This window comes from Pseudomonas gozinkensis, from assembly GCF_014863585.1.
Classification (GTDB): domain Bacteria; phylum Pseudomonadota; class Gammaproteobacteria; order Pseudomonadales; family Pseudomonadaceae; genus Aquipseudomonas; species Aquipseudomonas gozinkensis.
The window spans coordinates 973,828-993,415 of the sequence record NZ_CP062253.1; the positions used below are offsets into that span (position 1 = coordinate 973,828).

Sequence of the window (19,588 nt, forward strand, 5' to 3'; positions counted from 1 at the left end):
CTCGATGGCCTCAGATGCTCAGGCGCATCGACAGGTCCACAGCCTTCACATCCTTGGTCATCGCGCCGATCGAGATGTAGTCCACACCGGTCTGTGCGATTGGCAACAGCGTGCTTTCGTTGATGCCGCCACTGGCTTCCAGTTTTGCCTTGCCGCCGTTCAGGCGCACGGCTTCGCGCATGTCATCGAGGCTCAGTTCGTCGAGCATGATGATGTCGGCACCGGCGGCCAGCGCTTCTTTCAGTTCCTCCAGGCTTTCCACTTCGATTTCCACCGGTTTGCCAGGCGCAATCTTGTGCGCGGCGGCAATGGCCTGGGGGATGCCACCGCTGGCGGCGATGTGGTTTTCCTTGATCAGGAACGCGTCGTACAGACCGATGCGGTGGTTATGGCAGCCACCGCAGGTGACCGCGTATTTCTGCGCCAGACGCAGGCCCGGCAGGGTCTTGCGGGTGTCGAGCAGTTTCACCGAAGTCTCGGCGACGAAGTCCGCCAGGTACTGCGCGCGGGTCGCCACGCCGGACAGCAATTGCAGGAAGTTCAGTGCGCTGCGCTCACCGGTCAGCAGCGAACGGGCAGGACCTTCCAGATGAAACAGCGGCTGATTCGGCGATACCCGTTCGCCATCGCGCACCTGCCAATGCACCGCCACCCGAGGATCGAGCTGACGGAACACCGCGTCAACCCAGGCCGTGCCACTGATGACGGCGGCGTCGCGAGTAATGATGGTGGCTTTGGCCAGGCGTTCGGCCGGGATCAGTTGCGCGGTGATGTCGCCGCTGCCGATGTCTTCGAGCAACGCACGGCGCACGTTGGCTTCGATTTCGGCGGTCAAATCGGCGAGACGTAGATTCGGCATAACGGGCTCCACAAACTAAGTGGCCCGATTATAGGGGCATGGCGACGGCCAACCCAAGGCGAGAACAGCCACGCAGCGCTGCATCCGGTCGATTTTCTTTGAGCAAACCCGTTTCTGTCGTGGTCACTGGAAGGTGTCGGCGCATAGGGGAAACCCTGACGGCTCTGGCGCCGGGGACACCTTTTGCAAGATAATCCGCCTTGCATTTGACGCCATGACTTTGACGTCGGCAAATCACCGTTTCAGGAGGCTTGGATGCACAACGACGGGAATGTAGTGCCTTTGCACAAGGCCACTACCGATCAGGCGACTCACTCGCCGCTCGCCCGCCTGCCTGTGATTCTGCTTCAGGTTCGCGACAAGGCTGCCCAGCGCCTGCGCAATGGTTTGCAGGAGCTGTTCGATAACGCCGACGACACCCTGTTTGAAATGGCCGACCGGGCGCGTAACGACGTCGAACAGAACATCTTTTTCGAAGCCATGCGCGACCTGCGCCTCAAGCGCAAGAACATCGAGCGCGGTTTTCTCGAGCAGTTCTTCGAAGCCTTTGTCGGCCTCACTCAATTCGATCCCGTTCCCGCTGTCCTGTCTCACGCCTTGCAATACGAGGACACGACCGCGCGCACCGACGACATGGAGCGCAGCGTCGCGGTCGAAACCATGGTCGGCCGCGTGCTGAATCGCGACGGATTTGCCCTCGATCAACTGACCGCGCGATTCAACGCGCTGTTGGGCAAGACCCTGGACGATCAATACAACCCGCTGGGCCCGGCGATGCTCTGCGAGTACTTCCTGCAGGCCGGACGCAATCTGGGAGTGGAGATCAAGGTCAAACTGATCCTGCTCAAATTGTTCGAACGTTATGTCCTGGCCGATACCGATCAACTCTATGCCGAAGCCAACCAACTGCTGATTGCTACGGGCGTGTTGCCCGAGCTCAAGCCGGCGCCGGCCCGTCGCGCCATCGATCAGGCCGTGGCCAGCGTGCAGAGCGAATTCGAGGGTGTCGATAAACCCCAGACGGATGCAGGCGTGCAGGAGGTCTTCGCCGCGTTGCAGGAGTTGTTGCTGCACGTGCGTGGCACCGTTGCGCCAACCCTTGAGCCCAGCGCTCCCGCCCAACCGATTTCCACCCGCGACCTGCTGCGCCTGCTCTCGCACTTGCAGCAATACGTACCGGCGCTGGCGGTGCAGGACGACTTCGATCTGCGCCATCAGCTTGAGCAGTTGCTTACCCGCGTCAGCGTGCGCAGCGGTAAATCAAGAATCGTCGGCGGGGCTGACGAGGACGTGATCAATCTGGTGGCGATGGTCTTCGACTGCATTCTTGATGATCGCAACCTGCCAGATTCGCTCAAGGCACTGATTGCACGTTTGCAGATCCCGATGTTGAAGGTCGCGGTCATCGACAAAAGCTTCTTCAGCCGCAGCAGCCATCCGGCGCGTCGCCTGCTCAACGAAATTGCCGAGGCGGCCATGGGCTGGGGCGAGTGCGACGTTAATGCACGCGACAGCCTGTACCTGCGCATCGAGCAAGTGGTGCAGCGCCTGCTGACGGATTTCGTCGATGACCCGGCGATTTTTTCCGAGTTGCTGGCGGACTTCCTCGCGTTCACCAGTGACGAGCGCCGTCGCAGCGAATTGCTTGAACAGCGTTTGCGCGATGCCGAAGAGGGCCGGGCGAAAACCGAACTGGCGCGCCAACGGGTGGAGCAGGCGCTGAATCAGGCGTTGCTGGGCAAAGTCCTGCCACCGTCGGTGGTGACGTTCGTGCAGGAGGCCTGGAGCAAAGTGTTGCTGCTGACCTGCCTCAAGCACGGCGATCAGTCTGCCGAATGGCAGGCCGACGTGCAGACCATGGAACAATTGATCTGGAGCGTGCAGCGTCACGAGGATGCTGAAGCCGGCCTGCGTCTGCTGGCGCTGGTGCCGGGGTTGCTCAAGTCACTGCGCGATGGCCTGAGCAGTTCGGCCTTCGATCCGTTTGCGACCAGCGGCTTTTTCAGTGAACTGGAAGGGCTGCATGTACGCCTGCTCGAAGCGTCCAGTGAACCGGATCAGGTCGCGTTGCCGGAAATGATCGAAGTGTCGCAGGCGATTGTCTTGCAGATGGCCGAAGACGGCCTTCAACCTCGCACGCCGGCGCGTTTGCCGGCCGACGACGCAGGCCTGCGTCAGGTCGATCAGTTACGCCTGGGCAGTTGGGTGGCGTTCGAGGAAGACGAGGAGCACACCCTGCGCTGCAAACTGGCGGCGATCATCGAAGCCACCGGCAAGTACGTGTTTGTCGACCGCACCGGGATGAAAGTGCTGGAGCGCGACCGCACTGAACTGGCCCTGGCGTTTCGTCGCGGCGCGGTGCGGGCGCTGGATGATACCTTGCTGTTCGACCGGGCACTGGAGTCGGTGCTCGGCAATCTGCGGCGGCTCAATCGCGGCAAGTGATCGCGCGCCGGGGGCCGATCACGGCATACTGGTCGCCAACACAGTCGGCGTTGAAGGAATCGGTATGCAGTTGGATCCCGCAAGCGGGTGGTGTCACGGGGTGCAGGTCTGCCCTTCGCCCAACTTCAATGAACGCCCGGCGGGCGAAGTCTCCCTGTTGGTCATCCACAACATCAGCCTGCCGCCGGCGCAGTTCGCCACCGGCAAGGTCCAGGAATTTTTCCAGAATCGTCTGGATGTCACGGAACATCCCTACTTTGCCGGGATCGCCGACCTGCGCGTGTCCGCGCATTTTCTGATCGAACGTGACGGCAAGGTCACCCAGTTTGTCTCCTGTCTTGAGCGTGCCTGGCATGCCGGCGTTTCGGTGTTCGAAGGACGGGAAACCTGTAACGATTTTTCGGTGGGCATCGAGCTGGAAGGCACCGATGATCTGCCGTTCACCGATGCACAGTATCAGGCGTTGACCGTGCTGACCCGGCAGATACAGGCGGCGTTCCCGGCGATCACCGTCGAGCGCATCTGCGGGCACAGCGACATCGCCCCCGGACGCAAGACCGACCCCGGACCCGCATTCGACTGGGCACGCTACCGCGCCGCCCTGGCACAAGAGGAAGGACAATGAGTTTTCTGGTGTTACTGCTGGCGGTCTGGATCGAGAAGTTCTCGGCCCTGCGCCAACGGGTTCAACGCGATGGCGGATGGATCCGCGAACTGCACAAGCTTGAAACCGGCGGGCTGGCCAAACAGCCGTGGCTGGTGCTGACCGTCCTGGTGCTGTTGCCGGTGGCGCTGCTGGGATTACTGCTGGTGGTGCTGGATCCGGTGGCCTACGGTTTGCTGGCGTTGCCAGTGCACCTGCTGGTGGTGATTTACAGCCTGGGACGGGGCGATCTGCTTGGCGGACTCGGGCCGTTTCGCGACGCCTGGCGCCGTGAGGATCTGCAGGCCGCCGCGCACGTGGCCAAGCGTGATCTGAACATTTGCGCCGAAAGCGGCGAACAATTGCTGGAGCAAGTGCAACGGCATCTGTTGTGGCAGGCCTACCAGAGCTTCTTTGCGGTGATTTTCTGGTATTTCCTGCTCGGGCCGGTCGCGGCGCTGAGCTATCGCTTGCTGGCGCTGGCGGAAGAAAACGCCCAGAACCCGGCGGTGGCCGAACGGGCCGGGCAACTGCGTCACGCCTTCGACTGGGTGCCGGTGCGCCTGCTGGCGGCGAGTCTTGCCCTGGTCGGCAATTTCGTCGCGGTCAGCCGGGTGATGCTGCACGAACTGCTGAACTGGAACATCAGCGCTGCGCAACTGATCAACAAGGTCGGGCTGGCTGCCGGGGAAATTCCGCCGGCCGCCGTTGGTCCTGAAGGCATCAATACCCTCGACTGCCTGTGGGAACTGCTGCTGCGGGCGGCGGTGCTTTGGTATGCCGGCTTTGCCTTGTGGACGGTGCTGGCGTAGGTCGTTCGCGTGACGAGGGGGGCAATCCCCCTCGTTAACCTTAAGTTACAAAACCTCCCCTCGATTTGAGCTATACAGAGATGGCGCCCGATAGTGGCTATCTGCTGTCGCCCCGCGCCTGCCAATAAAAACAAGAAAAAACCAAGGGAGACTTCCAGTGAAGAGCTTGCTCTATCCCGCCGTCTCGCTGATGAACCGCTTGAGCTTCGGCATGAAGTTCAGCCTGATCAGCGTGCTGTTCCTGGTGCCGATGCTGGTGACCAATTTCTATCTGGTGCGCGATTCCTATCGCGAATTCCAGGGCACCCGGGTGGAGCTGCAGAGCCTTGATCTGCTGGGTAGCAGTCTGGCCCTGCGCCGGGATCTGGAAACCCTCAACAATCTGGTGCAGATCAACGTCACCCTCGGACAGTCCGGCAAGGCCGGCAATGTCGAGGCGCAGATCACCCACCTTGAGCAAAACGTTGTGGCGCGCCTGCAAGGGCTGACGCCCATGACCGAAGATCCGGAGCAGATCAAATTCTTCGACGCCAAACGCGATGAAATGATCGCTGCGTTCAAGGCCCAGCAAGCGGAAAACTCCCTGCAAAGCAAAAGTGCGCTGATCGGCAAACTGCTGGGCAATGCGCAGATTTTCAGCCAGATCGTGGCCAGTCAGGCCGGGTTGAGCCGTGACAACCAGAGCGACATACGTCAGCTCAGCGAGCTGATCACCGCGATCACACCGGCCGTCACCCAGGCCTTGGGCGAAGGTCGGGCAATGGGCTCGTATTCTTTGGGCCAGGGCTTTCTCAACAGTTCGTCGAGCACCCGTTTCGACGAGTTGCTGGTGCAGATCGAAAAACTTCAGGCCGAGTACGGTCTGAAATTGCAGGACGCACTGGGTTCGAGCAAAGCCGCCCGTGATTCCCTGAGCGCTCCGGCCGATGCCAGCAAGGCGTCGCTGAAGCAGGCCGGCACACTGATCGAAGAACAAGTGGTGATGGCCGAAACGCTCGACGCGCCATGGCAGGCATTTTACGACCAGGTCACCGGGCTGATGGACCACACCTATCAGCTCAACGACGCCACCCTGAAATTCCTCGACACCCAATTGCAGCAGCGCCTGGGGCAAAACCGCACGCACATGGTGCTGCAAGCTGTGGCGCTGTCGGTGGTGTTCGTGCTGATTTTCTATCTCTATGGCGGTTTTTACGCGTCGACCCGCGCCACGCTGAAAAACCTCGGCGCCATGATGGACAAGGTGGCGGCGGGCGACATGACGGTGAATTTCCACGCCAATAGTCGCGATGAACTCGGTGAGTTGGGGGAAGTGTTCAACGGTACGGTGAGGAAAATCCATGACCTGATCGAACGGGTCGGCCACACCGTGGGCGAGGTCGAGCGGCAGGCGGGGCAGGTGGAAAACGTCTCGGCGCAAAGTAACCAGGCAGTCGCCGGGCAACGCACGCAAATCGAGCAAGTAGCCACCGCGATGAACCAGATGTCGGCGACATCGCTGGAGGTGGCACGCAGTGCGGCGGCAGCGGTCAGCAGCGCCCACAGCGTGAACGACGAAACCATCAGTGGTCGTGGGCTGGTGGAATCACAACAGGGCAGCATCGCGGCACTGGCGAGCGAAATCGATCAATCGGTGCTGGTGATCAACCAGTTGGCCAGCGACAGCCAGTCAATCAGCCGCGTTCTGGAAGTGATCAAGAGCATCGCCGAGCAGACCAATCTGCTGGCGCTCAACGCCGCGATTGAAGCGGCGCGGGCCGGTGAGCAGGGACGCGGTTTTGCCGTGGTCGCTGACGAAGTCCGGACCCTGGCCAGACGCACCCAGCAATCGACCGAAGAAATCGAACAGATGATCGCCAAGCTCCACGGCGGCGTCGGCGCCGCGGTGAAGGCCATGGGTGTCAGCCATCAGATGGCCAACGGCACGGTGGGGCAATCGGAAAAGGTCCAGCAGGCGCTGGAAAACATCCTCGGCGCTGTCGGCATGATCGTCGACCAGAACCAGCAGATCGCCGCCGCCGTCGAGCAACAGACGGCCGTCGCCCACGACATCGACCAGAACATCGTCGAGATCAACCGTGCCGGCGAGCGCACCGCAGAAGGTGCCCATCAGACTGAAGATGCCAGCCGCGCGCTATCGGCACAGGTGGTTGAGTTGAAGCAATTGATCAGCGCGTTCCGGGTTTGAATGGACCTGCCTCTTGTGAGGCAGGTTTTTTCGGAATGCCTTGTAGTACTTTTTTGCTTACATCTGTAAGCCAAATCCTGATTTCCTCCGGGGGCTGGATTTTCGTCTTCAATGAACCAAGCTCAGTTCATTGACCACTTGGAGGAGGCCGCTCATGTCCGTCGCAACCCTGGGAGTTCAGGGCCATTGCGCCCACTGCCAGACTACGCTGGTGCTCAAGCCTTGGCAGCTCAATGCCATCTCGATTCACGAAGCCTTCACCTGCGCCCATTGCCAGAAAAGCCTGGAGTTGCGCTGCCCGAAGCAGATCAAACGCTTCCGTTCGCTCGATTCACTTGGCCTGCTGCGCGCCAGTGCACTGGTGACGGTGTGCACCGCGCTGCTGGTGGCGTTGGTGATGGAGTGGGTAGGGTTGCTCAGCGTCACCGAGCAGTTGAACGCGTCGCTGATCGCGATTTTCGTGTACTTCGCAGTGATTCGTTATGCCCGCCAGCGCCAGCACCTGACCCTGATTCTCGACGCGGCCAAGGCCCACGCCGACTGACTACCAGCCGAACACGTCGCAGCTGTTGGCGGTACTGGCGGCGGCAAGTTCTTGTGCACTGATGTTCATCAATGCGGCGAGTGACGTGCAAATCGCCGGCAGATGCGCAGGCGTATTGCGCACGCCGGGAAACATGGCGGGCGCCATGTCCGGTGAGTCGGTTTCCAGCACCACTGAATTCAGCGGCAAGTCGGCCAGCACCCGGTGCATACGCAATGCCTGCGGCCAGGTTGGCGCACCGCCAAGGCCGAGTTTGAAACCGAGTTTGATGTATTCCCGCGCTTCTTCACGGCTGCCGGCGAAAGCGTGGATGATCCCGGCGCGTTTGAGCTTGAAGCGCTTGAGCGTGGCAATCACCGCCGCATGGCTGCGCCGTACATGGATCAATGCCGGCAGTTCAAAATCCGCCGCCAGTTGCAGCTGTGCCTCGAACAGCGCTTGCTGGCGTTCGCGGTCGAGGGTTTCGACGAAGTAATCCAGGCCGATTTCGCCGACTGCACACAGCTGCCGATGACCCTTTAGCCGTGTCAGCCAGTCGCCCAGAGCAAGCAGGTCTGCAGGCCGATGCTGATCGAGATACACCGGGTGCAACCCGAACGCGGCGTACAAGTCGGTGTCGCTTTGCACCAGATCCCACACCCGCTGCCAGTTCGCCTCGTAGACCCCGAGCACCACCATTCGCCGCACCCCGAGGGCGCGGCTTTCGCTCAGCAGCGCCGCGCGGTCGGCGTCGAAGTCGGGGAAGTCCAGATGGGTGTGGCTGTCGATCAGCTCCACGGCTCAGTCCCGGTGAATACGCTGCTTGAAGGTACGGGCGATGGCCTGCACGCCAGGCTGGTAGTCCGATTGTTCGACCGCCGCCAGCGCCAGTTCCAGCGCCTTGTCGGCGATCAACTGGTGCTGCTGGGCCATGGCATTGACCGGTAGCGGCAGGAAGTCGAGCAACTGGGTGTCGCCAAATGTGCCGAGGCGCAGCGGGCGGGATTTGAGCGGGTAGTCGTGCAGCGCGTCGAACACACCCTGCAGCAACACGTAGGACGTGGTCACCAGCGCGTCCGGCAAATGCCCGAGACGTTGCAGGAGTTCCTCCATCAACTGCTTGCCGCACTCGCGGCTGAAGGATTCGGCGTGTTCGATCAGCACTTCGCCCTTGAACCCGGCGAGGGCCTGTTTGAACCCGGCGGCACGTTCCTGGCTGATGCTCAGTTCCGGACGCGCGCCCAGCAGCACGATCTGCTTTGGCTGCGACTCGAGCAGGCTTTCGGTCAAGTGCAGGCTGGCTTCACGGTCATCGCTGACCACCGAGCAGAAGTATTCGGCATCCATCACCCGGTCGATGGCAATGATCGGCAGGCCCTTGGCCTGCAACTGACGATAACTGTCGTCACCGGCGGGCAGGCAACTGGCGACGATCAACGCATCGCAGCGCCGGGCGCGGAACAGTTGCAGCAGTTGCCGCTCGCTGTCCGGTGCATCGTCGGAGCTGGCGATCAGCAGCTGATAACCGCGAGCCCGGGCGCCTTGCTCCAGCAGTTTGGCGATCCGCGCGTAACTGGGGTTTTCCAGATCCGGCAGGATAAAACCCAGGGTCCGGGTGTGCCGACTGCGCAGCCCGGCCGCCTGTGGATTGGGGGTAAAGCCGTGCAGATCGACCACCGCCCGCACCCGCTCGACGGTGGCGTTGCTGATGCGTTGCTGTTCGGCCTTGCCGTTGATGACGTAGCTGGCGGTGGTCACGGACACTCCGGCCAACCGCGCGATATCACTGAGTTTCAACCCGGGATTTCCTTGTTTTTTCGAGCTTGCCGCGACATTTTCGCCAATCCTACCCGATTCAGGCAGGCGACCATTGTCTCAGCGCATCCGACAAGTTGGACTTCAAGGATGGGGCATTATCGAGTAACGTGCCGATCAATCTAGATTAAACGTTTCAGCAAGCGTATTTTCTACGTTTTAGACGCCTTTGGCCGGTTCTGCCGTGAAACCGCCAAAACTGCCTCCTGAAAAGGAAGCCTACAAGCGCCTAAGCTGCAACCATTCAAAACAATACCTGGCGCATGAATGCGTCAAAAAGGAGATCGCATGCTCGAGCTCACTGTAGAGCAGATATCCATGGGCCAGTCGGCTGTGGATAAACCCGCCGCTTTGCAATTGCTGGCCAGTCATCTGGTCGCCGATGGCCTCGTCGCCGACGGATACCTCGCCGGCCTGCAGGCCCGGGAGGCTCAGGGCTCGACCTTCCTCGGCCAAGGCATTGCGATCCCCCACGGCACGCCCGAAACCCGCGATCAGGTGTTCGCCACCGGCGTGCGGCTGATGCAGTTTCCCGACGGCGTGGACTGGGGCGATGGCCAGATCGTTTATCTGGCCATCGGCATCGCCGCCAAATCCGACGAACATTTGCGCCTGCTGCAATTGCTGACCCGCGCCCTCGGCGAGACCGATCTGGGCCAGGCCCTGCGCCGTGCCAGTTCGCCCGAAGCGCTGCTGAAACTGCTGCAAGGTGCACCGCAAGAGCTGGCGCTGGATGCGCAGATGATCGGCCTCGGGGTCTCCGCCGACGATTTCGAAGAACTGGTCTGGCGCGGGGCACGTCTGCTACGTCAGGCCGATTGCGTGAGCAACGGTTTCGCCGGGGTGTTGCAGCAGGTCGAAGCGCTGCCGCTGGGCGATGGCCTGTGGTGGCTGCACAGCGAGCAGACCGTGAAGCGTCCGGGCCTGGCGTTCGTCACGCCCGACAAACCGATGCGTTACCTCGGCCAGCCGCTCAGCGGTCTGTTCTGTCTGGCCAGCCTCGGTGAAGCGCATCAGGCGTTGCTCGAGCGGTTGTGCGCGTTGCTGATCGAAGGTCGCGGCCATGAACTGGGCCGCGCCACCAGCAGCCGTAAAGTCCTCGAAGTGCTCGGCGGCGAGTTGCCGGCCGACTGGCCGAGCGCGCGTATCGCATTGGCCAACGCCCATGGTTTGCACGCGCGGCCGGCGAAGATTCTCGCGCAACTGGCGAAGAGTTTTGACGGCGAAATTCGTGTGCGCATCGTTGACGGTCAGGACAGCGCCGTGTCGGTGAAGAGCCTGAGCAAACTGCTGAGCCTCGGCGCCCGTCGCGGGCAGGTGCTGGAAATCATCGCCGAACCGAGCATCGCCGCTGACGCCCTGCCGGCGTTGCTGGCCGCCATCGAAGAAGGCCTCGGCGAAGAAGTCGAGCCGCTGCCAGCCGTCAGTCAGCAGCGCGAAGTCATTGCCGACATCGCCGAAGTCCTGAGCGCCCCGGCCTCCGGCAGCCTGCTGCAAGCGATTCCTGCCGCCCCCGGCATCGCCATCGGCCCGGCGCATATTCAGGTCCAGCAAACCATCGATTACCCGTTGCGCGGCGAGTCCGCCGCCATCGAGCGCGAGCGTCTCAAGCAAGCGCTGACCGACGTGCGCCAGGACATTCAGGGCCTGATCGAGCGCAGCAAGGCCAAGGCGATCCGCGAGATTTTCATCACCCACCAGGAAATGCTCGACGACCCGGAACTCACCGACGAAGTCGACACCCGCCTCAAGCAGGGCGAAAGCGCCGAGGCGGCGTGGATGGCCGTGATCGAGGCCGCCGCGAAGCAACAGGAATCGTTGCAGGACGCGTTGCTCGCCGAACGCGCCGCCGACCTGCGCGACATTGGTCGCCGGGTGCTGGCGCAACTGTGTGGCGTGCAGACGCCCGCCGAGCCTGAGCAACCGTACATTCTGGTGATGGACGAGGTCGGCCCGTCCGACGTCGCGCGGCTGGATCCGGCGCGGGTCGCGGGGATTCTCACTGCCCGTGGTGGCGCCACCGCACACAGCGCAATCGTGGCTCGCGCGCTGGGCATTCCGGCGCTGGTCGGTGCGGGCGCTGCGGTGTTGCTGCTGAAACCGGGCACGCCGTTGCTGCTCGACGGCCAGCGCGGTCGCCTGCATGTGGACGCGGATGCCGCGACCCTGCAACGCGCCAGCGAAGAGCGCGACACCCGCGAACAACGCCTGAAAGCCGCCGCCGAGCAACGTCATCAACCGGCGCACACCACCGACGGCCATGCCGTGGAAGTGTTCGCCAACATCGGTGAAAGCGCCGGTGTGATCAGCGCGGTGGAGCAGGGCGCCGAAGGCATCGGTCTGTTGCGCACCGAACTGATTTTCATGGCCCATCCGCAAGCGCCGGACGAAGCGACCCAGGAAGCTGAATACCGCCGCGTCCTCGACGGCCTCGCCGGTCGGCCGCTGGTGGTGCGCACCCTCGACGTTGGCGGCGACAAACCGCTGCCGTATTGGCCGATCGCCAAGGAAGAAAACCCGTTCCTCGGCGTGCGCGGCATTCGCCTGACCTTGCAGCGTCCGCAGATCATGGAAGCGCAATTGCGCGCCTTGCTGCGTTCGGCGGACAACCGTCCATTGCGGATCATGTTCCCGATGGTCGGCAGCGTCGAAGAATGGCGTCAGGCCCGCGACATGACCGAACGCCTGCGCCTGGAAATCCCGGTGGCCGATCTGCAACTTGGGATCATGATCGAAGTGCCGTCCGCCGCATTGCTGGCGCCGGTACTGGCCAAAGAGGTGGACTTCTTCAGTGTCGGCACCAACGACCTGACCCAGTACACGCTGGCGATCGACCGTGGTCATCCGACCCTGTCCGCCCAGGCGGACGGCCTGCACCCGGCGGTGCTGCAACTGATCGACATCACCGTGCGCGCGGCCCATGCCCATGGCAAATGGGTCGGCGTCTGCGGCGAACTGGCGGCGGATCCGCTGGCGGTGCCGGTGCTGGTCGGCCTCGGTGTGGATGAACTGAGCGTCTCCGGGCGCAGCATCGCCGAGGTCAAGGCGCGCATCCGCGAACTCAGCCTGACCCAGACCCAAACCCTTGCTCAACAAGCCCTGGCCGTGGGCAGCGCCAACGAAGTGCGCGCATTAGTGGAGGCCCTGTAATGGCCAAGATTCTCACCCTGACCCTCAACCCGGCGCTGGACCTCACGGTGCAGTTGCCACGTCTGGAGGCCGGTCAGGTCAACCGCAGCGACGAGATGCACACCCACGCCGCCGGCAAGGGCGTCAACGTCGCGCAAGTGCTGGCTGATCTCGGTCATCAACTGACGGTCAGCGGCTTTCTCGGCGAAGACAATCTGCAAGCCTTCGAAACCCTGTTCGCCAAGCGCGGTTTCACCGATGCGTTTATCCGGGTGCCGGGCGAGACCCGCAGCAACATCAAGGTCGCGGAACAGGATGGCCGCATCACCGACATCAACGGCCCGGGGCCGGTAGTGGGCGTGGTGGCGCAACAGGCGTTGCTGGATCGTCTGGTGCAGATTGCACCGGGGCATGACGCGGTGGTGGTCGCCGGCAGCCTGCCGCGCGGGGTCAGTGCACAGTGGTTGCGCGAACTGGTCGAGCGCTTGAAAGCGTTGGGCCTGAAAGTCGCCCTGGACACCAGCGGCGACGCCTTGCGCGCAGCGCTCAAGGCCGGTCCATGGCTGATCAAACCGAACACCGAAGAGCTGGCCGATGCGCTGGGCTGTGAAGTGGTGTCGCACGGGTCTCAGGCTGAAGCGGCCAATCGGTTGCACGCCCAGGGCATCGAGCACGTGGTGATTTCCCACGGCGCCGAAGGCGTGAACTGGTTCAGTGTCGGCTCGGCGCTGCAGGCGACGCCGCCGAAGGTCAGCGTCGCCAGCACGGTCGGTGCCGGCGATTCGTTGCTGGCCGGCATGCTCCACGGTCTGCTCAGCGCCGACACACCGGAACAGACCCTGCGCACGGCCACGGCGATTGCAGCGCAGGCGGTGACCCAGATCGGATTCGGTATTCACGATGCTGCGCAACTGACGCAGCTCGAACAGGGCGTGCGCGTGCGCCCCCTGACAGAACAATAAGAGGGTTTGTCATGAAGTTAGCCATTGTCACGTCCTGCCCGAACGGCATGGTCACCAGTGTGCTGTGCGCCCGGTTGCTGGATGCTGCGGCCCAGCGTCAGGGCTGGAGCACCAGCGTCGAAGTGGTGGATGCGGCGCACCCGGAACGCGAATTGTCGGCGGCCACCATCGAAGCCGCCGAATGGGTGTTGCTGGTGGCCACGGGACCGGTGGACATGACCCGGTTCATCGGCAATAAAGTCTTTCGGATCGCGCCGGCGCAAGCCCTGCAGGATGTCGAAGACGTGCTGCGGCGTGGCGCCGTCGAGGCCGAGGTTTACGTCGCTGACGAAATGCCGCCCGTGGTTGCCAGCGCACAAGCTCCACGTCTGGTCGCGGTCACCGCCTGCCCGACCGGCGTCGCTCACACCTTCATGGCCGCCGAAGCCTTGCAGCAAGCTGCCAAGCGTCTGGGCTACGACCTGCAAGTCGAAACCCAGGGCTCGGTCGGCGCGCGCAATCCGCTGAGCGCGGCAGCGATTGCCGAGGCTGACGTGGTGCTGCTGGCGGCTGACATCGAAGTCGCCACCGAGCGTTTCGCCGGCAAGAAAATCTACCGCTGCGGCACCGGCATTGCCTTGAAGCAATCCGAGGCCACGCTGAAAAAAGCCCTGGCCGAAGGCAAGCAGGAAAGTGCTGCGAGCGACGGCAAGGCCCCGGCCAAACAAGAGAAAAGCGGCGTCTACAAACACCTGCTGACCGGTGTGTCGTTCATGCTGCCGATGGTGGTGGCGGGCGGCTTGATGATCGCCTTGTCGTTCGTGTTCGGCATCACCGCGTTCAAGGAAGAGGGCACGCTGGCGGCAGCGCTGATGCAGATCGGTGGCGAGACTGCGTTCAAATTGATGGTGCCGCTGCTGGCCGGTTACATCGCCTGGTCGATTGCCGACCGTCCCGGTCTGGCGCCGGGCATGATCGGTGGTTTGCTGGCGAGCACTCTGGGCGCCGGCTTCATCGGCGGGATCGTCGCCGGATTTATCGCAGGCTATGCGGCCAAGGCGATCAGTCGGTATGTGGCGCTGCCGCAAAGTCTGGAGGCGCTGAAGCCGATTCTGATCATTCCGTTGTTCGCCAGTCTGTTCACCGGGCTGGTGATGATTTACGTGGTCGGCAAACCGGTGGCCGGAATGCTCGCGGCGCTGACGCATTTCCTCGACAGCATGGGCACCACCAACGCGATCCTGCTCGGTGTGCTGCTGGGCGGCATGATGTGCGTTGACCTCGGCGGGCCGATCAACAAGGCCGCGTATGCGTTCTCGGTGGGGCTGCTGGCCTCGCAGAGTTATGCACCGATGGCCGCGACCATGGCCGCCGGCATGGTGCCGCCGATCGGTCTGGGCATCGCCACTTTCATCGCCCGTCGCAAGTTCGCCCAGACCGAGCGCGAAGCCGGTAAAGCGGCGTTGGTGCTCGGCTTGTGCTTCATCTCTGAAGGGGCGATTCCGTTTGCCGCGAAAGACCCGTTGCGGGTGATCCCGGCGAGCATCGCCGGCGGTGCGTTGACCGGTGCGCTGTCGATGTATTTCGGCTGCAAACTGATGGCGCCCCACGGTGGCCTGTTCGTGCTGGCAATTCCGAACGCGATCAACCATGCGCTGTTGTACCTGCTGGCGATTGTCGCGGGCAGCCTGCTGACGGCGGTGGTGTATGCGCTGGTCAAGCGGCCGGAAGCCGTGGAACTGGCGCTGGAGCCCGCGAAAGCGTGACACTGCGAAAACTTGTGGGAGCGAGCTTGCTCGCGAACGCGGTTTGACCTTCAACAGATGTATTGACTGATCCGACGCTTTCGTCGGATCGCCGCCCGGACCAAGCTCGCTCCCACAGGGGATGTGTTGTCATCCCCAATTCATGATCCCGTGTTTAAGTTTTCCTTTTTTCAGGGAGAACACCATGAGCGATTTCAATCCCGGTCGCCGCCGCGTGATGCAAGCCGTCGGCGCCGGTTTGCTGATGCCGGGGCTGGCGCCGGCCGTGATCGCGTCGGTCAAGGATCGACCGCAACTCACTGATGGCGTGCAATCCGGCGACCTGCAGGGCGACCGGGCGATGATCTGGAGCCGCGCCGACCGCCCGGCGCAGATGGTGGTGGAGTGGGACACTCGCAGCCAGTTCCGCCATCCGCGCCGGGTCGTCTCGGCACTGGCCGATGCCCGCAGCGATTTCACCGCCCGCGTCGAACTCACCGGGCTGCCCGCCGATCAGGCGATTTTTTACCGCGTGTATTTCAAGGACGCCCGCACCGGCGTTGCCAGCGAACCGTGGCTCGGCCACTTGCGCAGTGCGCCGACAGCGCGGCGCAATATCCGTTTTGTCTGGAGCGGCGACACCGTCGGTCAGGGCTTCGGCATCAACCCCGATATCGGCGGCATGCGCATCTATGAAGCCATGCGCATGCGCCTGCCGGACTTCTTTATCCACAGCGGCGACACCATCTACGCCGACGGCCCGGTGCCGGCGCAACTGACCACGGAAGGTGGCCGGATCTGGCGCAACCTCACCACCGAAGCCAAGAGCAAGGTCGCCCAGACCCTCGACGATTATCGCGGCAATTACCGCTACAACCTGATGGACGAAAACGTCCGTCGCTTCAATGCCGAAGTGCCGCAGATCTGGCAGTGGGACGACCATGAAGTGGTCAACAACTGGTCGCCGGGCAAGCAGCTCGACGAGCGTTATCAGGAAAAAAATATCCACACTCTGGTCGGTCGTGCGCGCCAGGCCTGGCTCGAATATTCGCCGATGCGTTTGCAGGCTGCCGATGGTGGCGGGCGGATTTACCGCAAGCTGAGTTACGGGCCGATGCTCGATGTGTTCGTGCTCGACATGCGCAGTTATCGCGGGGCCAACGACGACAATCTCGGTGCGGAAAAACCGTTCCTCGGGCGTGAGCAACTGAACTGGCTCAAGCGCGGACTGAAGGCCTCGAAAGCCCAGTGGAAAGTCATCGCCGCCGACATGCCGATCGGCCTCGGCGTGCCGGATGGCGAGGTCAGCCCCGGTGTCGCGCGCTGGGAAGCGGTGGCCAACGGCGACCCAGGTCCGGCTCAGGGCCGTGAACTGGAAATCGCCGAATTGCTGGGCTTTTTGCGCGCGCAGCAGGTGCGCAATTTCGTGTTCCTGACGGCGGACGTGCATTACTGCGCGGCGCACCACTATCACCCGGATCGCGCGGCGTTCCAGGATTTCGAACCGTTCTGGGAATTTGTCGCAGGACCGTTGAACGCCGGCAGTTTCGGGCCCAATCCGCTGGACAAGACCTTTGGACCGCAAGTGGTGTTCGAGAAAGCACCGGCGGTGCAGAACACTTCGCCATTCGCCGGGTTTCAGTTTTTCGGTGAGGTGAATATTGAAGGGCAGAGCGGGGAGATGAGCGTGGTGTTGCGGGATCTGGAGGGTGTTGCGGTGTTTGAGCAGAAGCTGCAACCGACTTGAGTTCACCGCAAAAAAACCTGTGGGAGCGAGCTTGCTCGCGATAGCGGTATAACAGACAACAAATGTGTTGAATGTAGAACCCTCATCGCGAGCAAGCTCGCTCCCACAGTTGTTATGTGTGGTCAGTAAACGTCGCGGCAATAGCGACCCTGTTCGATCAGGCGTTCGACTTCGGCGGCGCCCAGCACTTCATTGAGCACCTGATCCACCCCTGAAGCCATGCCTTGAAGGCTGCCGCAGATGTAGATCACCGCGCCGTCCGCCAGCCATTTCTTCAACTCATCTGCCGATTCGCGCAGGCGATCCTGCACGTAAATCTTCTCGGCCTGATCCCGCGAGAACGCCAGATCGAGGCGTTCCAGATCGCCATTGATCAACCACTCTTCCAGCTCCGCACGGCAAAGGAAATCGTGCTCGCGATTGCGTTCGCCAAACAGCAGCCAGTGGCGTTGTTGATTGTCGGCGATCCGCGCCTTGAGCAAGCTGCGCAAGCCGGCGAGGCCGGTGCCGTTGCCCAGCAGAATCATCGGCACCGGCGCGTTCGGCAGATGGAAACCGCTGTTGCGGCGGACCCGCAGGCTGATGCTGCCGCCGACCGGAGCATGCTCGGTCAGCCAGCCGGAACCGATGCCGAGGCTGCCGTCGGCATGCTGTTCCTGGCGCACGATCAGCTCCAGCACGCCGTCGGCGGCAATCGAGGCGATCGAGTATTCGCGCATGGCCAGCGGCACCATCGCATCGACCAGCGCCTGCGCGTGCAGGCCTACCAGATGGGCGCGGTGCTCGGGCAACTGGCGGGTGGCGAGGGCGACTTCCAGCGACTCTTCCAGGCCGTTGACCTTGACGCTGGTCTCGCCACGGATGCCGAGGCCGTCGAGGAAATGCTCGATCGCCCACGGGCAGTTGCGCGGCAGCATTTCCACCAGATCGCCGGCCAGCCAGCTGCGCGAAGTCGGTGCCGTCAGGCCGAGCAGGAAAACGGGGGAGCCGCTGCTGTCCGGGTTCATCAGCTCGCGGCGCACCAGCGTCCAGTTCTCGTAGCTCGGTGCCTGCCAGGTGTCGACCGGTGCTTGCCCGGTGAGCAGGCCCAGCTGGGTTTGCCAGTGACGCAGGGCGTAAGGATCGCCGCTGTCGACTTCCACCGGGGCGAACAGGGTTTTGCCGCCATGCTCGCCCAGCCATTGATGCAGGCGCCGGGCGAAACCGCAGAAGTGTTTGTACTGGCGATCGCCGAGGCCGAGTACGGCGTAGTTGAGGCTGTCGAGGGTCGAGGCGTTCTTCAGTACCTTGCGCTCGAAACCGCGAGCGCTGTCCGGCGCTTCGCCGTCGCCGAAGGTACTGACCACGAACAGCGCGTTGTTCGATTCGCGCAGATCCTGCTCGCTGACATTCGCCAGCGGCTGCACCTTCACCGGCAATCCGGCTGCCTGCAACTGCCCGGCGGTCTGCCACGCCAGTTGCTCGGCAAAACCGCTCTGGCTGGCGAAACCGATCAGCCACGCGGGCGTATCGCCGGCCGGTTGGTCGAGGCCTTGGCGGGCATCCTTGATCTGCTTTTTCTTGCGCCGGCGATCCAGGTACAGCAGCCAGCCGGTGATGAAGAACAGCGGCATCAACACCGCCGCGACGGTGACGATGATCCGTCCGACCAGACCGAAATAGCTGCCGACATGCAGCGCGTAAATGCTGGTCAGCAATTGCGCCTTGAAGCTTTTGTCGGCGTAGCGGTCGACGCGTTTGACGACGCCGGTGGCCGGGTCGAGGGTGATCTGGTTCAGCGCGCGGTCATGGGGCGAGCTGTCGAGCAGATAGAACACGGTCGCCGGTTGACCGGCCACGGGCGGCATGCGGATGTTGTAGGCGGCGAGGCCCGGACCAGCGGTGCTGTAGATGCTGACCCACATCGCGGCGTAATCGGCAGTCGGCGCCGGGCCTTCAGGTGCGGGGCCGCGTCCGCCGCGCACACGTTCGTTCTGCGGCGCATCGGAAAGCAATTTCGTCAGGCCTTTGTTGTACCACTCGTAAGACCAGGACAGTCCGGTCAGCGCCAGCAACAGGTAAACCAGCATGCACCAGGTGCCGAACACCGAGTGCAGATCCCAGTTGAAGCTGCGGCCCTTTTTCTTCCAGTCGAGGGTCAGCCACACACGCCAGCTGTTCCACTGGCGCGGCCAGCGCAGATAGAGACCGGACAGGCAGAAGAACAGCAGCATCAGGGTGCAGGCGCCGGTGATGTTGCGGCCGGTATCGCCCATGGCGAGGAACCGGTGCAGTTGCAGCATCAGGCCGAAGAAATCCTGGCCCGTGGCCTCGCCCTTGAACTCGGCGGTGTAGGGATCGAAGTAACGCATCTCGCCCCGACGCTCGCCTTTGGGCGGGGTGAACCAGACGCGCCCGGCGCTGCCGCTTTCGGTTTCGACGGAGAGCATCGAGACTTTCTTGCCCGAGGCCGCTTCGATCTGCGCCACCAGATCGGCGGGCGGCAGAACGCCGGCGACCTGCTTCTCGACCTGCAACACGGAGGGGTTGAGGGCTTTGAGAATTTCGTCCTGAAACGAATAGGCAGCGCCGGTGATGCCCATCAGGGCCAGCACCAGCCCGGCAGTGATGCCAAAAAACCAGTGCAACTGGAACAGGGTTTTCTTCAACACGTCGCTTGCCTTGTCCGTTCGGAGGTTGTGTTCACGGCGTGCATTATGCCGTGGCTTATCGAGAAACGTTCTTTATTACGCACAAAAGCC

Annotated in this window: 13 protein-coding genes; 9 read left to right on the plus strand and 4 right to left on the minus strand. The window is 62.7% G+C overall.

All coding sequences use genetic code 11. The features are described 5' to 3' along the window. Positions 1 to 10: 10 nt before the first annotated feature. A complete protein-coding gene (gene nadC / locus IHQ43_RS04225) occupies positions 11 to 859 on the minus strand; it encodes a carboxylating nicotinate-nucleotide diphosphorylase (RefSeq protein ID WP_007953729.1) in 849 nt (282 codons plus the stop codon). A 255-nt stretch (positions 860 to 1,114) separates the two neighbouring features. Between nadC and IHQ43_RS04230 the strand changes: the two genes are divergently transcribed. From IHQ43_RS04230 to IHQ43_RS04250, 5 genes are all read left to right on the plus strand, one after another. Next, positions 1,115 to 3,304 carry a DUF1631 domain-containing protein gene (locus IHQ43_RS04230; RefSeq protein WP_192563482.1) on the plus strand — a complete coding sequence of 730 codons (2,190 nt, stop codon included), beginning with the start codon at positions 1,115 to 1,117 and terminating at the stop codon, positions 3,302 to 3,304. A 64-nt stretch (positions 3,305 to 3,368) separates the two neighbouring features. Continuing rightward, positions 3,369 to 3,929 carry a 1,6-anhydro-N-acetylmuramyl-L-alanine amidase AmpD gene (ampD, locus tag IHQ43_RS04235; protein WP_011332414.1) on the plus strand — a complete coding sequence of 187 codons (561 nt, stop codon included), beginning with the start codon at positions 3,369 to 3,371 and terminating at the stop codon, positions 3,927 to 3,929. Further along, positions 3,926 to 4,759, plus strand: coding sequence for a regulatory signaling modulator protein AmpE (gene ampE, locus IHQ43_RS04240; protein ID WP_192563483.1), 834 nt, complete (start codon positions 3,926 to 3,928; stop codon positions 4,757 to 4,759). Before ampD ends, ampE begins: the two co-directional genes overlap by 4 nt. A gap of 157 nt (positions 4,760 to 4,916) precedes the next feature. Continuing rightward, on the plus strand, positions 4,917 to 6,947 hold the full coding sequence (locus tag IHQ43_RS04245) for a methyl-accepting chemotaxis protein (protein WP_192563484.1): 2,031 nt from the start codon (positions 4,917 to 4,919) through the stop codon (positions 6,945 to 6,947). Between the two features lie 154 nt (positions 6,948 to 7,101). Continuing rightward, the gene (locus IHQ43_RS04250; protein WP_192563485.1) at positions 7,102 to 7,491 is read left to right on the plus strand and encodes a hypothetical protein; all 390 of its coding nucleotides are present in this window, start codon (positions 7,102 to 7,104) and stop codon (positions 7,489 to 7,491) included. Here IHQ43_RS04250 and IHQ43_RS04255 read toward each other — a convergent pair whose 3' ends face one another. Both IHQ43_RS04255 and cra read right to left on the minus strand, forming a co-directional pair. Beyond that, positions 7,492 to 8,268 (minus strand): TatD family hydrolase, encoded by a 777-nt coding sequence (locus tag IHQ43_RS04255; RefSeq protein WP_192563486.1) that lies wholly within the window; start codon positions 8,266 to 8,268, stop codon positions 7,492 to 7,494. Between the two features lie 3 nt (positions 8,269 to 8,271). After that, entirely contained in the window at positions 8,272 to 9,267 is a 996-nt protein-coding gene (cra, locus tag IHQ43_RS04260) for a catabolite repressor/activator (protein WP_192563487.1), read from the minus strand. Positions 9,268 to 9,573: 306 nt separating this feature from the next. On the opposite strand from cra, the gene ptsP reads away from it, so the two are divergent. The 4 genes from ptsP (at position 9,574) to IHQ43_RS04280 (ending at position 16,847) form a co-directional block, all read left to right on the plus strand. Continuing rightward, entirely contained in the window at positions 9,574 to 12,435 is a 2,862-nt protein-coding gene (gene ptsP, locus IHQ43_RS04265) for a phosphoenolpyruvate--protein phosphotransferase (protein WP_192563488.1), read from the plus strand. Continuing rightward, positions 12,435 to 13,376, plus strand: coding sequence for a 1-phosphofructokinase (gene pfkB, locus IHQ43_RS04270; RefSeq protein WP_192563489.1), 942 nt, complete (start codon positions 12,435 to 12,437; stop codon positions 13,374 to 13,376). Before ptsP ends, pfkB begins: the two co-directional genes overlap by 1 nt. Before the next feature lie 11 nt (positions 13,377 to 13,387). Continuing rightward, a complete protein-coding gene (locus IHQ43_RS04275; protein WP_192563490.1) occupies positions 13,388 to 15,121 on the plus strand; it encodes a PTS fructose-like transporter subunit IIB in 1,734 nt (577 codons plus the stop codon). Positions 15,122 to 15,305: 184 nt separating this feature from the next. Further along, positions 15,306 to 16,847, plus strand: coding sequence for an alkaline phosphatase D family protein (locus IHQ43_RS04280; protein WP_192563491.1), 1,542 nt, complete (start codon positions 15,306 to 15,308; stop codon positions 16,845 to 16,847). A 122-nt stretch (positions 16,848 to 16,969) separates the two neighbouring features. Here IHQ43_RS04280 and IHQ43_RS04285 read toward each other — a convergent pair whose 3' ends face one another. Beyond that, the gene (locus IHQ43_RS04285) at positions 16,970 to 19,498 is read right to left on the minus strand and encodes a PepSY domain-containing protein (protein WP_192563492.1); all 2,529 of its coding nucleotides are present in this window, start codon (positions 19,496 to 19,498) and stop codon (positions 16,970 to 16,972) included. Positions 19,499 to 19,588: the final 90 nt, after the last annotated feature.

Bases quoted from the DNA above. Each gene is read 5' to 3' on its own strand.
- ampD (WP_011332414.1), top strand. From the start codon at position 3,369: ATGCAGTTGGATCCCGCAAGCGGGTGGTGTCACGGGGTGCAGGTCTGC.
- IHQ43_RS04280 (WP_192563491.1), top strand. From the start codon at position 15,306: ATGAGCGATTTCAATCCCGGTCGCCGCCGCGTGATGCAAGCCGTCGGC.
- pfkB (WP_192563489.1), top strand. From the start codon at position 12,435: ATGGCCAAGATTCTCACCCTGACCCTCAACCCGGCGCTGGACCTCACG.
- IHQ43_RS04250 (WP_192563485.1), top strand. From the start codon at position 7,102: ATGTCCGTCGCAACCCTGGGAGTTCAGGGCCATTGCGCCCACTGCCAG.
- IHQ43_RS04230 (WP_192563482.1), top strand. From the start codon at position 1,115: ATGCACAACGACGGGAATGTAGTGCCTTTGCACAAGGCCACTACCGAT.
- nadC (WP_007953729.1), bottom strand. From the start codon at position 859: ATGCCGAATCTACGTCTCGCCGATTTGACCGCCGAAATCGAAGCCAAC.
- ptsP (WP_192563488.1), top strand. From the start codon at position 9,574: ATGCTCGAGCTCACTGTAGAGCAGATATCCATGGGCCAGTCGGCTGTG.
- ampE (WP_192563483.1), top strand. From the start codon at position 3,926: ATGAGTTTTCTGGTGTTACTGCTGGCGGTCTGGATCGAGAAGTTCTCG.
- IHQ43_RS04275 (WP_192563490.1), top strand. From the start codon at position 13,388: ATGAAGTTAGCCATTGTCACGTCCTGCCCGAACGGCATGGTCACCAGT.